The 15,116-nt window shown below is 60.5% G+C and carries 8 protein-coding genes; 6 read left to right on the forward strand and 2 right to left on the reverse strand.

Annotated elements, in window-relative coordinates:
* Window positions 1–51 precede the first annotated feature (51 nt).
* Genes MHX63_RS03170 through MHX63_RS03190 form a run of 5 tightly spaced genes read left to right on the forward strand, consistent with a single transcriptional unit; the run spans window position 52 to window position 10,079 of the window.
* Entirely contained in the window at window positions 52–2,973 is a 2,922-nt protein-coding gene (locus MHX63_RS03170; protein ID WP_239387215.1) for a DUF4135 domain-containing protein, read from the forward strand.
* Window positions 2,970–5,108 carry a peptidase domain-containing ABC transporter gene (locus tag MHX63_RS03175; RefSeq protein WP_255710262.1) on the forward strand — a complete coding sequence of 713 codons (2,139 nt, stop codon included), beginning with the start codon at window positions 2,970–2,972 and terminating at the stop codon, window positions 5,106–5,108. Before MHX63_RS03170 ends, MHX63_RS03175 begins: the two co-directional genes overlap by 4 nt.
* Complete coding sequence (locus MHX63_RS03180; RefSeq protein ID WP_239387216.1) at window positions 5,105–6,100, forward strand: ATP-binding cassette domain-containing protein; 996 nt, start codon at window positions 5,105–5,107, stop codon at window positions 6,098–6,100. The genes MHX63_RS03175 and MHX63_RS03180 overlap by 4 nt, the downstream gene beginning before the upstream one ends.
* Window positions 6,097–6,987, forward strand: coding sequence for a hypothetical protein (locus tag MHX63_RS03185; RefSeq protein WP_239387217.1), 891 nt, complete (start codon window positions 6,097–6,099; stop codon window positions 6,985–6,987). The genes MHX63_RS03180 and MHX63_RS03185 overlap by 4 nt, the downstream gene beginning before the upstream one ends.
* Window positions 6,984–10,079, forward strand: coding sequence for a DUF4135 domain-containing protein (locus tag MHX63_RS03190; RefSeq protein ID WP_239387218.1), 3,096 nt, complete (start codon window positions 6,984–6,986; stop codon window positions 10,077–10,079). The genes MHX63_RS03185 and MHX63_RS03190 overlap by 4 nt, the downstream gene beginning before the upstream one ends.
* Before the next feature lie 10 nt (window positions 10,080–10,089).
* On the opposite strand, the gene MHX63_RS03195 is transcribed toward MHX63_RS03190, so the two are convergent.
* A complete protein-coding gene (locus MHX63_RS03195; protein WP_239387219.1) occupies window positions 10,090–12,306 on the reverse strand; it encodes an acyl-CoA dehydrogenase in 2,217 nt (738 codons plus the stop codon).
* Between the two features lie 135 nt (window positions 12,307–12,441).
* On the opposite strand from MHX63_RS03195, the gene MHX63_RS03200 reads away from it, so the two are divergent.
* On the forward strand, window positions 12,442–13,782 hold the full coding sequence (locus tag MHX63_RS03200; protein WP_239387220.1) for an MFS transporter: 1,341 nt from the start codon (window positions 12,442–12,444) through the stop codon (window positions 13,780–13,782).
* Here MHX63_RS03200 and MHX63_RS03205 read toward each other — a convergent pair.
* Window positions 13,779–15,086, reverse strand: a complete 1,308-nt coding sequence (locus MHX63_RS03205; RefSeq protein WP_239387221.1) for a hypothetical protein — start codon at window positions 15,084–15,086, stop codon at window positions 13,779–13,781. The two genes, MHX63_RS03200 and MHX63_RS03205, sit on opposite strands and share 4 nt — an antisense overlap.
* Between the last annotated feature and the right edge of the window lie 30 nt (window positions 15,087–15,116).

Here is a 15,116-nt window from a genome sequence, read left to right on the forward strand (position 1 = left end):
ACTGAGCTTTCATATTCACCACATTTACTGCACTGCAAAGGTAGGGGACTAATGTCTGAATCTCCCTGTTCGCAATCTGACTTTTCTACTTATCTGACCCCCTTTATAAAAAACTTCCGTGCCCAGCTCTTAGAAGACACTGTCGGAGGTGATTCGCCCCTTTTTAAGAGTTATGCGAACGCAGCCCCGGTTGTTGATTCCGCCTGCGAGTGGTTGGACAAACGAGTGCGCTGGGCCAGCCAGCGCTGCCTTATCGCGGCGTTTCATATGTGGCGCGAGGGCACTGATTATGTTGCGGCCCCAGACTCTTCCGAAGCGCTGGAGAAGTTCTGCAGCCTTCTGCGCGCCCCCCAACAACGTAAGGCACTTGTGGATGCTCAGTTTCCACTGCTCGCAGAGCGTCTGGAGCATATTGTCCGTTCTGCTCTGCGCTCGATCCTAGAATGCCTGCACCGCTTTGAACAGGATCGTAACCGCATCCCAGAGTATTTGAATCTGGAAGTGGATTCGTCGGTAGTGGGCATAGAACTGCACGATGAAGAGACTCATAACGAAGGGCGCTCGGTCACGTTCCTCACGCTGGTGGGAAGGAACTCGTCTGAATTCGCAGACACCAGAAAGCTTGTATACAAGCCCCGCAGCGGGCAGGGGGAATTAGCCATCGACCGTGTGTGCCAGATGCTTGGCGCAGGCCGGTTCGAACATGTCCCACCCACCTGGGATCGCGGTGATTACTGCTGGCAGGAGTTTGTAGATGAGTGCGATGCCGATCAGTTCGACCCGCAGCACTTCTTTAAGAGTGCGGGGAGGCTGGTAGCTGCCACTCACATCCTGGGAACGACGGATCTACATAATGACAACGTGCGATGCAGCGCCGCCAGCACGCCAATGATCATCGACGGGGAAACCGCAGTGCAGTTGCGTGCCCCGGAGGGCGTGGAGGTTGATGCAACCGACATCCTTTCTTCCGGACTAATCCCAAGCGCACAGCAAGGACTAACGGGGTGGAGGAACTTCGCCGGGCTGGGTTTGGCCACAGATGAGAAGCCAACCCACATCGTTTTCGAGACTGTCAATGCTGGAACGGATGCAATTGCCTTTGAACGCAGTGAAGAGCTCTTGCCGGAGTCGACGGTTCTGCCACGCAAGATCGTGACCGCTGAAGAGAAGGCGCAGGCATTCGAGCTCCTTATCGCTGAAGTGGAAAGCATACGAGACTGGTTGCTGCACACAGAGGGGCGCGAAGCTGTGGAGCTGCACCAGGTACTAGAGGAGATTCAGACAACTCTGAGGTGGCGTCAGGTCATCCGTGCGACCAGTGGGTATCAGGCGATCTTAGATGCCACGCTGATGCCCGAGGCGACCACCGGGAAGGACGATCCGGCGGAGATGCTCAGGTCGGGGCCCAGTCGATTTAACAGCCCGCGCTTGATTGGGGGAGTAGAGGTTCAGCAGATTGCTGATCTAGACATTCCATATTTCCAAGCGGACATCGAAGGGCGGCTGTGGGCGCGCAAATCCAGTGCCAACTTCGCTGACAATGCCGACGGCACGGTGACTCCCGACGATCCATGGGTGCACATTGCCGACCAAAGTTTTTCGAAAAGGCTTTCCCGCCCGACCGAGAGGCTCGCCGACTTCCTGTCGGCGGACGGAGAAAGACAGATCGACGTGCTACGGACCAATGCAGAGATGATCGTTGGGCAGGCGTGGAGCGATCATCAAACTCTCGCCAGCAGTCGGTTTACTTCTTCCCCATTTTCTACGACAAACGCCTGGGGAGAACTGGAAGAAAGGGCATGCCGACCCGAGCAAAAGCTCTTCGCGTACCTGCAGAGTCAGGAAACCGGGATGCTGGAAACACGGCGCTGGCTATGCCACACCATCGGCGATAACGGTGTGCGGTACACGCTGGAAAGCCCATCCATGTTTTACTCTGACGGAACCGCATGGGCGCTGGGCCTTGAACGACGCTGCGGACAGCCTTTAGAACACACCCTGCTGGAGATGCTTTCGAAGCATCAGGCTAACCCCCACGTGTGGGCCGCCTTCGGGCAAGGAACCACCCTCTTGGCTACTGGGCTCATCGAAAAGCTGAACCACGATGAGACACGCCAGGTTTTTGACTCCCTAGGGGCGTCACTAGAAAAGGCGCTGGAGGATAGCAACGAAGACCAACTGGGGGACTTCTTCGGCGGCTGGCTCGCTCCATTGGTGTTCCTCTCGAAGCAGTCCTCGAGCACCCGAAATATCGCGTTGCGCGACCTTCGGCTCGTACGCACTCTGGACGAGGCAGAGTCGCGCTTGCTGCATCGAATGGAGGCGGAAAGCGATTCGGCGGAACTTGGACTCGCTCACGGCTTGGCCGGCACGCTCCTCGCAGTTAGTAGCATGCGACGCCTCACGGGATCCGCAGCGGACAGTGCCGCAACTGTGCGCGTGCAAACGGAACACAAGCTCGCCCGGCGTATCGCTTCCCAAGCTGCTTTGATTTTGGGCGATGGTGGCGTCGATAAGCCCTTGGCGTTGTGCAATGGGGCCAGCGGAATGATGCTGAGCCTCCTGCACAGCGGATTCGGAGACATTGGGGAAGAGCTCTGGCCCGAATACCAGAAAAGTATGGAGCAGCGCATCGCTCAGCTCGGTACCAGCGAAACCAACGCACACGATATCTCCCTGTGCCACGGACTTTCTGGCGAGCTATTCACCCTGCGCCATGCTGAGCGCTACTTGGGTGATGCGGGGAACAGGGGTGCCGCGCGCGAATTGCTCGAAGAGCTGTCACGCCTAACTGAAAACGTTGTTTTCACAGGTCGAGGATATTGCGGTTACCCCAATAACAGGCGGGACATGGGATTTCTCAACGGTTACGGTGGCCTATTCCATGCCCTGTACCCCGGGTACACGCCAGAACGTTTACACCACACAGAAACACCACCGGTTCCGGCATTCGTCGGGGGGAGGACCTCATGAGATACAGGATCTATCAGCAATCTCGAAGCGCAGAATGCGGGTTGGCTTGCTGTGCCATGCTGCTTCGCCGCTGTGGGGTTGACACGACACTCAATGAGTTGCGCGAAAAGTATGTTGTTTCCCGCGATGGCCTTAGCAGCAAGGAAGTCCGCCTTATCCTGATGGATTTCGAGGTGCCCAGCATCCAGTGCACCGGCGGCATCGAGGAGATGCGGGAGAACCTAAACTCCGGAGCGCAAATACTAACCCACCTCGACGGGGATCATTTTTGCCTCGTAGAGAAGATCACCCAGGGCACAGTTCGGTTGGCCGACCCGGGCGCAGGGCGCCATGACATTCCGCTTAGCGAGTTCTTGGAAAGGCAGGGTGCGTTCTACTGGACCATCCCAGATGCGACTGGGGTCAAGGCCTCACTGACACGTGCTCGCCTTGGTGTCAGCGAATTGCGGCGTTCCCCCTCGCTCGGCGTGATCGGGAAGGCCGTGAGTGCCAACAAAGCACTCCTCGGTGCAGCTCTGCTGCTCAGTGCTGTCCTCATGGGGATGGCTTCGAGCGCACCTATGCTCACCAGCAAGATCATCGATTCGTTGAGTGGTAACGATGGTGGGATCTCTCCGGGAACAGAGGCCTTTCTGCTCGTCGGCGTAGTAGCTACTGCCTACCTCGCAGTGTCCATTGCTCGCACCTGGATGGAATCCCGCCTGGTCAAGGCAATCGATTCCAGGTTGTCAGCCGAGTCGTATCAGAAGCTTCTTACGGCTCGGCTTGAGTACCTCAGTTCGCACTCACCCGGAGAAATGCTCTATAGCCTGAACTCGGCGCCGATCATCACCATGACTCTGGCCTCGCATGGCACCACGGTGATCTTTAATGGCCTGCTCGTCGTGACGATGCTGGTGATCGTGACCTACATGTGGACGATCATTGGCTTGATGTTCATGGCGGTTGCAGCTGTCTTGCTGGCCATCTTCGCAGTGACATTCTCGCGAACTTCGCAGTACAGCCGGGACGCTGTGCTGACGGGAGCGAAGGGTTCGGCCAAGCAATTGGAATCTATCGTTTCTATGACGCCCATCCGTATCAGCGCCGCTGAGGGGCACTTCTATGACGAGTGGAGCACAACCAACGGGCAGCGCCTTGAAGCGAGCTATCGCCGCAGCCTTTGGTCGGGATATACCACAGCGCTCACTGGCGCTTTGACCGTGTTTGGACCGCTGCTGCCGATTGTTATCGCGCTATCGGTGGGATCGGAGGCGACGACCATCGGTACCGTAGTTGCCTCCAGCGGACTGTTCTCCATTCTCATCAGTAACCTCACGCAGGCATTCACTGCGCTATCCGGGCTATCGGAACTGCGGGCGTCTATCACTCGAGTCGATGATGTGCTTTCCGCACCTCAGGAGACCTTTGGCGATCAAGAGGCGACGGACGGGAACACGATCGCCGCACGCGATTTGAGCTACCGCTACCCCGGTGCTCGGGAAGATGTATTCACCGGCCTCAACTTTGAGATTCGCTCCGGCGCAAACACTGCCTTGGTCGGCCCTTCCGGTTGCGGCAAGTCCACCCTGGCCAGGATGCTGTGTGGCTTGACCTCACCGTCGACGGGATCACTCACGATCGGCGGAGTGCCGGCGAACGAGATGGAGCCGAAGCAACGCGCCCGCATCATCGGCTTCGTACCGCAAGAGACGCATATGGTCTCCGGGTCGATTAGGGAAAACGTGGCCTTTGGCCGGGACATTGCTGATGACACTATCGTTGAAGCACTCCGCGATACGGAGATGCTGGAGACCGTCCGCGCCCTACCCCTGGGGCTGAGCACCCCGGTAGGAGAGATGGGCTCCGCCTTTTCGGGCGGCCAGCGCCAGCGGTTGGCCCTCGCCCGCGCACTCGCTGCAGCACCGCGAATTCTCATTCTTGACGAAGCGACGAGCGCCATCGACGTGCAAACCGAAAAGAAAGTCATGGGCGCCATCCGTCGCAGAGGCATCACCGTCATCAGTATCGCGCACCGGCCGACTGCCATGGAGGAATCCGATCAGGTCTTCAGGCTTCATCCGGACCGGTTAGAGGTCGAAGAGATCACCCCTCAAAGCACACTCCACACAACGAGGAGCTTGGTTAATTCATGACCACCAACGCAGTAATCCAGAATCCCTCCACCACCAACCACAACGAAGACTCAGCTCGTCCAGCAGATACGGCTATCGAGGTATCAAACCTCAGCCTCAAATTGGGTTCCAAGCGGGTGCTGAATAACCTCACCTTCCACGTGCCGCGGGGCAGAGTTACCCTCCTTGCCGGCCCCAACGGCGCCGGCAAATCCAGCGCTCTGCAGACCATCTGCGGCTTGAACCAACCCACCAGCGGCAAGGCTCTAATTAACGACCGTGTTTACGCAGAATTACCGGAACCCTCTCAAACGGTAGGGGCGTTGTTGGGCGCAGAGTGGCTAGACCCGGCCTTGAGTGCCCGGGCGAACCTCCGCATTCTCAGCCAGCTTGCGGGGTTGCCGGACTCGAGGGTCGACGAAAGCCTTAGTAAGTGCGGAATCTTCAGTGTCGCTGACCAAAAGGTCGGGGAGTTCTCCCTCGGCATGCGTCAACGTTGCGGCATCGCCGCAGCAATGCTTCACGATCCTGAGGTGTTGATTCTCGACGAGCCGGTAAACGGCCTGGATCCGAACGGAATGACATGGTTGCGCGGATTTATCCGCGAGCACACCGAAAACGGTGGCACCACCCTGCTGTCCAGCCACTTCCTTTCTGATTCTGAGCGACTCGCAGAGCACCTCGTCATCATGGGTAAAGGGGAAACCCTCTGGGAGGGGGAGCTCGATGAACTAACGCATCGGGGTACAGCGTGCACGCTGTTTCGCTCCACCGATGATGAGGCGGTTGTCGCTGAGCTGTGGCGTCACCACCAAGAACAACAAAACAAACAATCGCAGCAGTGGCGAGACCCCGTCACCGTCAACCGCGCCATTCGTGTGGCGGCGACACCGCTGGAGGTATCGGCCGCAGCCCGCTCGGTAGGAGTCGACCTGCTGCATCTCGAGGAACACAGTGGTTCTCTCGAAGAAGAGTTCCACCGCATCACAGAAGGAGCTGTGGAATTCAAGTGAGCACCCCAACGATTGATCGCACAAAACAGCAAACCAGTGGAACAAAAGCGGGAGCACCGCGCCAAACCCAACAACCAAGCGTCGCTACACGCTTTAAGCGGGCACTGCGCGCCGAACTTACCCAACTCAAGGAAGGGCGAACTGGCCATACGATCATGGCGCTCGTGGCCGTTGCTTCCGTAGCCTGGTCGTGTTTCTTTACTTTCCTGATTCTGAAGTACGGCGATGGCGGGCAAACGGTGCCTTCCGCTCGGATGCCCGTAGCAGGAATTTTCCAAGTGGGTGTCTACGGACTCCTGGTGTGGATCTGCTGGCAGTTTCTGCGGGAGGAATCCACTCGACAGTCCAAACTCAAGGCTCTGATGATGCCCACTAGGGTCTTTACCTGGGGTGCGAAGCTGTGTTGGACGATGCTCACAGCCGTGGTTGCTTTCCTAGTTACCGGAGTTCTATCGACTGTCGTCACCCTGGCCGTAACAAAGCTGATGGGGCTTGAGATTTCCGAAGTCATCGGTGCGCCCGTCGAATATGTAGCGTTGGCCGCTCAGACTGTTTTGCTGGCTGCAGGGACAGTCTTCTTCGCCGCAGCGCTGTCCATTGCGATCCGCGCCATGGGCTACGCCATTGCCGTCACCCTGGGCTGGCTCATGCTTTTCGAGGGAATGATTGATGGCTCTGATCCGGCCCAGCGCGTGATGCATTCACTGCTTCCCTTCGCCAATGGCACCCGTTCCTACGAACAGGTCGACCCCAGCCAGTTCTTATGGAGCCCTGCGTTTAGCGTGGTGTACTTCCTCGGGGTAACAGCAGGGTTGTTTATCCTGACGCTCGCTTATGCCACCCGGAGGCCGCGTGCAGGTGCGCATTCTAAGGAGGCGACACCATGAGTATCGCCTTAACCAAGTCCGCAGCTATTCGGGACAAGCTCCGCAAACGCATTGTCGAGCACAGTTGGATTAGCGAAGGCGAAGTGAACGCGGCTGTGCAGGCGGCGCACCGCTCGCTTCTTAATCGCTACCCGCGGGAGCTGGTGCTGGAGCTCTCGCAGAATATCTGTGATGCTGTTGCTGACCTGCAGGATCTTCGATCTTCCGGGGAGGCCGTAGACGTCACTCAATTCTCGCAGTACATTTTCCCGGCGTTTCGCCGACTGGTTGGGCCGTCCTCCGAGAACAGCTGGCCGCGGGTAGAACCTTTCCAAGATGCGGTAGTCGAACAGTGGACCCTGGAGGCTGCACGGATCGCTGGCCGCTGGTTGCAGGAACAGCTCATCAGCGGTGAACGGTTGAAAGCCAACCCTGAATCCGCCGTGGCGATTCGCCTAGCCTGGGCGCTTGAGCGCTCCGCGATTGCGTTCGCTGAGGCGGAGCAACACCTGCTTGAAGACGAACTTAAGCTTCTGGATGCTGGAGTTGTGCGTGCAAGTCACGCCGTAAAACCAAGCACCGAGCGGTTGTCGGAAGCAGTGACACAGGTGATAGGTGGCCTTGGCGATCCCCACTGCGGGCACCACACGGTGTTGCGCATCGACTTCACAGAAGGCCGCAGTGTAATCTACCGACCTCGCGCCATGGATAGCGATGCTGCGATGATGCAGATCACTGACCGGCTGGGGTTCCCGCGTGCGCCACGGTGCATAACCTCTGCAGATCACGGCTGGTCGGAGTACATCACGGACGTGGAAGAAAGCGAACGTCCGGCAGTAGCGTACTGGCACGCGGCTGGCCAGTGGTTAGCCCTTGGGCATGTCCTGGCCGGTACGGACTTCCATTTCGGCAACTTCCTGGCTGCTGAAGGGCTGCCCACTCTGATCGATATGGAAACGCTGTTTCAGCCTGAATTGGGTCTGTGGGAAACGGAGAACGAACAGCGCTTCAACCAGACAGTCCTGCGCGTCGGACTCCTGCCGCACCGCATCGGAAAGGGGGCGGACTCGGTTGAGACCGGGTTGATCCGCCAACGCACGGCTGAAGGAGCGAAGTTCCCCTTCCCGGTTCCCCGCGTAACCGTGGGAGAGGATGGCGAGCGACGCTTTGAAATGATCTCCACGATGCCTGAAGAGGATCCGGCGGGGGTGTACATGGATCGCGATGATGCCACGGTCGACGAGGTGAGGTTGGCTGTTCGCCAGGGCTTTGAGGCCGGCATTCGAGCCCTCGCAGACTCCAGCGACACTGTGGAGAGGATTGTGGCCGAGCACTCCCAAATCCGGAGCCGTGTGATTCTCACTCCGACTTACCGTTACGCACACGTGCGTAACGTGGCAGCGAACCCGCACATTGTTGATGATCCGGAACTGGTTGCGTGGGCGAATGCCCAAATCCTTCTATGGGGAGATAAGCAGCTGTGGGAAGCAGAGATGAGCGCATTGGCGGAAGATGATTACCCAGCCTTTAGCGTTGCCCGCGATTCCAGGGAGATCAGGAGCCTGGATGGCAGAGCCCTGGAGAGTGGCCCCCTGGGCGTCGGGGACAAGGCGGAAACCGATTCGGCGCATGCCAAAATCGTGCGCAGTCCTGCTGCGGTGGTCCATTGCAACCTGCGAGCTTTGCGAGCCAAGAGCGAAGGAGAACTAGAGCAGGCCGTGGCCGACCAGCTGAAGTGGATCGATGCTAGCTTTATCGGCCGTTACCAGCAGAATCGTTTCAACGCGCCGGAGGAATACGCAAGCACAATCGGAACTCCACTCGAGTTACTCGGGCAGATCGCCGACTTCCTTGTGCAGCGGGCAGGCTACAACCCGGAGTCGATTTTCGGCACCGACTTCCTCGCTTCGACGGTGGGGGAGGACTTCGACCGCAATTGGCAGCCAGGTGCCAGTTCTGACCAGTTTTATGGCGGGGCAGCGGGCAGCCTTTACTTCCTTGCTTGCCTGGTCAGCGCTGCAGATCAGGGAAGAATTCCTGCCGAGACGTGCGACGTTACAGCGGTCCGAGAACTTCTGGAGCGCGCTGTGTCCAGCCTTGGTGAACAACTTGGTGGAACCGGAGGCATGCCTTTGGTCGCACCCTGGGAGCACACGCCTTCCGGATGGAGCTCGGGGACTATGGGGCAGTTGCTGGCTCTGGCGCAGTGCCGTGCCAGTGCCACGCCGCCAAGCGACGAAGCTTTTCCCAATCTCATCTCCCAAGCAGCAAGAGACCTGCGAGACTACTGGGCGGGGTTGAGCGAAGAGGAGATCGCCGGGCTTGCGGTGAGCGACCTGGAAGTTATCAACGGGCTGGCAGGCAACATTCGCGTCCTCAGTTGTCTTGGTGAGGTGGAAGGTAAAGAGGCCTACCTCAACATTAGTTCGGCAGTAGCCGCTGGCGCGCAAGTGCTGGAAACGTGGTTGAGCCTCCAACCTTGGAATGACGAGGACTTCTGTGGCTATGCTCACGGGCTCGCAGGGATCGTGGATACTTACCTGGGAATCGGCGGTAACCCCCATACCGCCCGCCTCGCTGTACAGCACATCGTGGATTTCTTGCAGCGGAGCGAACCCGATAGCATCGCCGCCGGTTGGTGCCATGGAGCGGCGGGTTATGGGCTGCTCGCCGTAACTCTCATGCGCTCCGTGGATGCTGACTTGCGCGACCGCGCCCAACAGGTGTTGCAGCTTATTGCCCCGCAGTTGTTGAAGGAGCGCGACCACGTGGGGCTATCCGCATGCCACGGCAGCATCGGTGTGCTCGAAGTAGTTGCAGTGCTGGAGGAAGCCTCAGCAGACGCCGGAGTGGAATTGCCCTGGGAGCCCGGTTGGCTAACGGCTGCGCAGCGGGACCTGGTGGAGAGAACTATGCCTGCAGACATGGCAGGCGCCAACACCAAGGAGACGTTCTCCGGCTCTTTGATGTGCGGAATGGCCGGGATCGGCCAATACCTCTTGGGGCTGAGCACGGACGGCTTTGCCGAGGCGCACGGCGAAGAGGCAACTAGTGGCGTCACAAATGTTCTGGGGAGGGCACCGCGCCTCGTCGCCGCACCGTGGCACGGGTAGCCGACCCTAGCTAACCCGCCTGCCCCGCGGCCGGATCCGACTCGTACTTGGGAACCATCGCCTCGTAGCCTTCCATCAGCTTCAGATCCGTGATGTGATCCGGAATGCCGAAGGCATCCACCAGCGTCTGCGACCAGGGTCCCAGAGAATCCACCAGGTCGTTCAGCGCTGCGCGGGCGGCCTTAGTGCGAGTACCCGTCAGCAGGTTCTGCTCCAGGTACCAGCTGGCGTTGTCCACGATGCAGCTGAGGAAGTACACCAGGCGCACCTGCTCCAGCACGCGCTGCGCGTCTTCTGAATCCAGCTTGGACTCGGCTTCCACGAAGGCCTCGAAGATGATGCGATCCACGTGTGCCCAGCCGACGGCCAGCAGGTGATCCTGCGCGCGATCGACCACCTTCGCCGCCTCGTCCACATCCATCTTGCGGGCGGGGCGCAGGCGGCGGGCGAGGGAGCGCATCAGGCGATCCTCCCGCTCGCTCAGCAGGTTGATCTGGTAGGCCAGATCGAACAGCGAGGTCTCTTCGGAGTCGCTGAACGTATCCACCAGGTTCTGGATCAGCGCGTCCGCGGCGGTGCGGCGGCGCAGCAGGTTGCCGAAGCTATCCAGGCCGAAGCGGACCATCTCCATCGGGTTCAGGCCGCCGAGCTCCTTGGCGAAGCCTGTCATCAGTTCCTTCCCTGCCAGCTGCATCATCACTACGTTGTCGCCCTCGAAGGTGGTGAACACATCCGAGTCGGCCTTCAGCGTGGTCAGCAGGTTCTCGGCCATGTAGCCCGCGCCGCCGCAGGCCTCGCGGGTCTCCTGGATCGTATCGGTGGCGTGGGCGGTGTTGGCAGCCTTCAATGCTGCGGCGTGCGCCTCAACTTCTCGCTGGTCGGCCTGCTGTTCCTTGGTGTATTCGGTCGGTTCCACGCCCCGCTGGTCCAGCTCGTGCACGCGCGCGATCAGCTTGTTCGTGGCGAACTGCAGGCCGTAGGCGCGGGCTACGCGCGGGATGAGGCGCAGGCGGTGCCAGCGGTGCTCGATCAGGCGGTTTTCGGGTAGCGAATCGTCGGGAGCGAATTGACGCCGCAGGTTCGCGTACGTCACAGCAATGTCTAGCGCGGTGCGGGCGGCCGCGCCTGCGGCAGCTCCCACGGTCACGCGCCCGCGCACCAGGGCTCCGAGCATCGTGAAGAAGCGGCGGTTCGGGTTTTCAATGGGGGAGGTGTAGTTGCCAGCCTCGTCCACGTCGGCGAAGCGGTTCAGCAGTGCCTCGCGGGGCACGCGGTGGTTATCGAAGCTGATGGTGCCGTTGTCCACACCCTTCAGTCCGCCCTTGTGGCCGTGGTCGCCGATGCGTACGCCGTCGATGGGGGAGCCGTCGTCCTCGCGGATGCGCACCAACAGGCAGTGCACACCCTGCGATTCAGCCTGTGCGCCGCTGCTAGATTCGGTCGCGCCGGACTCGGCCGCCGGGCCGTCGCCTGCCTCGGTCGCGTTCTTAGCGCCGGGAACAATGAGCTGCGCAAACACTGCCGCCCAGCGGCCATCGCGTGCGGCATTGCCGATGAACCACTTCTCGGCAGAGGCGGTAGGGGAGTTGATGATGAACTCCTGCGTCTCCGCGTCGTAGGTCGCCGTGGTCTCCAACTGCTGGACGTCGGAGCCGTGGCCGCGCTCGGTCATGGCAAAGCAGCCGAGAGCCTCGAGGTTCATCAGCTTCCCCACCATCTCCTGGTGGCGTTCGGTTCCCAGGTTGCCGACGGCGCCGCCGAACAGCCCCCACTGCACTCCGGACTTCACCATGAGCGACAGGTCGGCATGCCCCAGCATCTCGATGGAGGTCAGGCAACGGCCGGTTTCTCCCGTACCGCCCTGGTCGGCGCGGAAGGCGTGTTTCGGCATGCCGGATTCGAGCACACGCTGCAGGTGCTCGGTGGTGCGGGCACGGGACTGCTCGAGATCCAGGTCGGTGCGCGGCAGGATGTCTGGGTCTGCCAGTAGGCTGCGGGTTTCCTCGCGTGCTTCCGGGAAGTCGCCGTCGAGGACGGTTTGCAGAGCCTTTGCTATTGACTCCTGAGTCTCGGCAGTTGGAGCCGTGGACAAGGTCTTGGGCGCCGAGGTGGAGCGGCGGAGTTGGTTTCCAGACTTGTCAGCAATTCCATCGGCTGAGCTGGATGTGACCGAGCTATCAGTCGTTGCGGTGTTTTCGGTCGTGTTTTCGGAATTGTTTGGTGACATGAAATTAAGGATACGCAAGAGTGTGATCCATAACTCGAAAATTTACTAATAAATCCATGACTAAATCGTTGGGTGGAACGTAGTAGCTGCAGCTTTGCGTTGGTGGTCTCCTAACGGGTGACTAGGCTTGCCCCTATGGCCGAGGACACATTTGACGAGACTTACCGGGAAGTGGATACACCCGAACAGGACGAGCAGAGCAAGCAGAGTAATGCCGTGCGCAGCCACAAGGTCTCCCCTTCGACGCGCGGAGCGAAGACCCGTGCGGAGAAGAAGTACTGGTTGCTGGTTGCTTTCGCCGTACTGGCGGTTGCCTACGCGGGCAACGAGTTCACCCCGATGATGGTCTTCTACCGAGGTGAAAACGTCTTTGGGTCTGTCTTCGTCGATGCTCTCCTGGCCTGCTACGCCGCCGGCATCGCAGCGGGCCTGCTGCTGTGCGGGCCGCTTTCGGATCGCTACGGCCGCCGCGTCGTCATGCTTCCCGCCCCGATCATCAGCCTTGTCGGCAGTGTCCTCATCGCCGCCGGTGAAATGAATGAGCCACTGATCTTCACCGGTCGTCTGCTCAGCGGCTTTGCCGTCGGCATTGTGATGACCGCAGGCGGTGCGTGGATCAAGGAGCTTTCCACCCCGACGTTCGACCCCAGCGCGCAGGAGGGTTCCGGCGCCCGTCGCGCAACTATGTCTCTGACCTTGGGATTCGCCGTCGGTGCCGCGCTGGCGGGCGTGCTGGCGGAATGGGGTCCCGCTCCGGGGCAGACTCCCTACATCCTCAGCATCTTGCTCTGTGCTGTCTCCATGATCGGAATCCTCGGTGTGCCGGAGACTCGCCAGAACGCGCACCTTAAGATGGAGGGCTCCTTCTGGTCGGATCTCAAGGTGCCCTCCCTGCGTCACCCGCGTTTCCTCACCGCCGTGATTCCGATCGCGCCGTGGGTCTTCGGTTGCGCGGGCGTGGCCTATGCGATCATGCCGGGCCTGGCGCAGGATCAGGTTCCTTACCCCATCGCCTTCTCGGCTGGTATCACCGCCACCGCGCTGGCCTGTGGCTTTGGCATCCAGCAGGTTTCCACCAAGTACATCAACCCGAATAACTCGCAGGCTCAGCAGATCGGGCTGGTGCTGGTGATTATCGGCATGGTCGTTGCCGCCTGGACCGCTCACGTAGGCTCGCTAGCCGGGACGGTCGCCGTCGGCCTCATCCTGGGCACGGGCTATGGCGTGTGCCTGATCACCGGCCTGACGGAGGTGCAGCGCATCGCCAGCGCCGACGACCTCGGCGGGCTCACCGCCTTCTTCTACACGATCACCTACATCGGATTCTTCTTCCCGATGATCCTGTCGCGTCTGAAGGATTGGTTTACCTACACTGAGATGTTGGGCTTCGGTGCGGTCGTTGCCTTTATTGGTCTCATCGTGGTGACGCTGACTTCCAAGAAGTTCATTCCCACCCCGGAACAGCGGCGGAACTAGGCTTCGGTTTTTCTGGTTTGGGCGGGGGCTTGGGCGGTGCTTTGGACGGCAAGCGCAAGCACGCCCAGCTGCACTGCCGCGCCCACACTCGGGCCGACTGCCAGCGCCCAGATGGCGCGTGTATCGGGGGAATAGTCAAGCATGAGCACCGCCGTAGACAGGATGATCGCAATCAGCCACCCGGCCGTGTAGAGATTGTGGCGATCCGCCGCGAGCGCTGCTGAGCCGCTAATCATCAGGACGGCCGTCGCCCCGGAGACGAGCGTGAGCCAACCGAGGGTGGCGGGGGAAGAGATCACGGCGGCGTCAAAAAATAGCCCCATCAGTGGCGCGGCGAGGAAGTAGGCGGCAATACCGCCGATGGCCGCGACGGCTCCCACCGCGGCGATGGGCAGCGCTGCGGCGCGCAGGACGCGCTCGCGGTGTTTCGTGAAGTGCACGATAAGCGCAGGCTGGAAGCGCTGGAGGGGCACCAGGATCGGCGCGCGCGTGAGCGTGATCGCGGTGATGGTGGCGGCGAGCGCACCGGGGCCGACGTCTGCACCCGAGGTGTAGCGCAGCAGCACGCTGAAGCCGGTGATCATCACGGCGTTCGCACCCGAGGCGACCATCGCCTTGACCGTGCGCGAGAGGAATGGGCGGGTGGGCACGTCCGCCCGGTCGCGCAGGGTGGCTCTTGCGGCGGACGAGCAGGTGAGGATCAGCAGCCAGGTAGCCGCGCCGATCACTGTGACGAAAAGGTAGGCCAGTAGCTGCCAACCGAAGGCCCACGCGACGACGGCCAGCGCCAGCCGTACTCCGGAATCGATGGCCATCAGCCAGGCGAAGCTCGGCCACGAATGGTTGGCGGAAAGCAGCCCGCAGACTGTCGCTTGGAACGCATAACAGGCCAGGCCGACGGCTATGAGAACCAGCCCCCACCCGGTCAGTCCGGGCACGAGTTGGCCGATCCACAGCGGTCCGGTGACGAACGCGATCAGACCGATAGCCAGGGCGATGTAGCTCGTCAACGCGAACGGGCGTGGGGTGCCTGCCCGCGCAGTGTTCGCCAGCGCAGTGCCAGTCCGCAACGTGCCAGTCTGCGCAGCGCCAGTCTGTGGGTCGTCCATCACTGCGCGCCGGGTGGAGACGGCGCGGGCGGTCTCCTGCATCAGCCCGTCCAGCACGCCCGTCATCGCGAAGAATAGCGACCAGTAGACCATGAAGTCTTCGTACCCGGCGGTGGTCAGCCCCTTGTTGGCAACCCAAATCACCAGGTAACCGGCGATGGCCACGAAGACCGTGGCGAGCGATATGGCGCGCATCAGTTAATCCGTCCGACAGCTCCAGAGAGG

The organism is Corynebacterium sp. ACRQK (genome assembly GCF_022345965.1).
In the GTDB taxonomy this organism is placed as follows: domain Bacteria; phylum Actinomycetota; class Actinomycetes; order Mycobacteriales; family Mycobacteriaceae; genus Corynebacterium.

What these genes read in the sequence shown, in the direction of transcription:
- MHX63_RS03205 (WP_239387221.1), bottom strand. Translation starts at nt 15,086, where the DNA reads ATGCGCGCCATATCGCTCGCCACGGTCTTCGTGGCCATCGCCGGTTAC.
- MHX63_RS03175 (WP_255710262.1), top strand. Translation starts at nt 2,970, where the DNA reads ATGAGATACAGGATCTATCAGCAATCTCGAAGCGCAGAATGCGGGTTG.
- MHX63_RS03180 (WP_239387216.1), top strand. Translation starts at nt 5,105, where the DNA reads ATGACCACCAACGCAGTAATCCAGAATCCCTCCACCACCAACCACAAC.
- MHX63_RS03200 (WP_239387220.1), top strand. Translation starts at nt 12,442, where the DNA reads ATGGCCGAGGACACATTTGACGAGACTTACCGGGAAGTGGATACACCC.
- MHX63_RS03190 (WP_239387218.1), top strand. Translation starts at nt 6,984, where the DNA reads ATGAGTATCGCCTTAACCAAGTCCGCAGCTATTCGGGACAAGCTCCGC.
- MHX63_RS03170 (WP_239387215.1), top strand. Translation starts at nt 52, where the DNA reads ATGTCTGAATCTCCCTGTTCGCAATCTGACTTTTCTACTTATCTGACC.
- MHX63_RS03195 (WP_239387219.1), bottom strand. Translation starts at nt 12,306, where the DNA reads ATGTCACCAAACAATTCCGAAAACACGACCGAAAACACCGCAACGACT.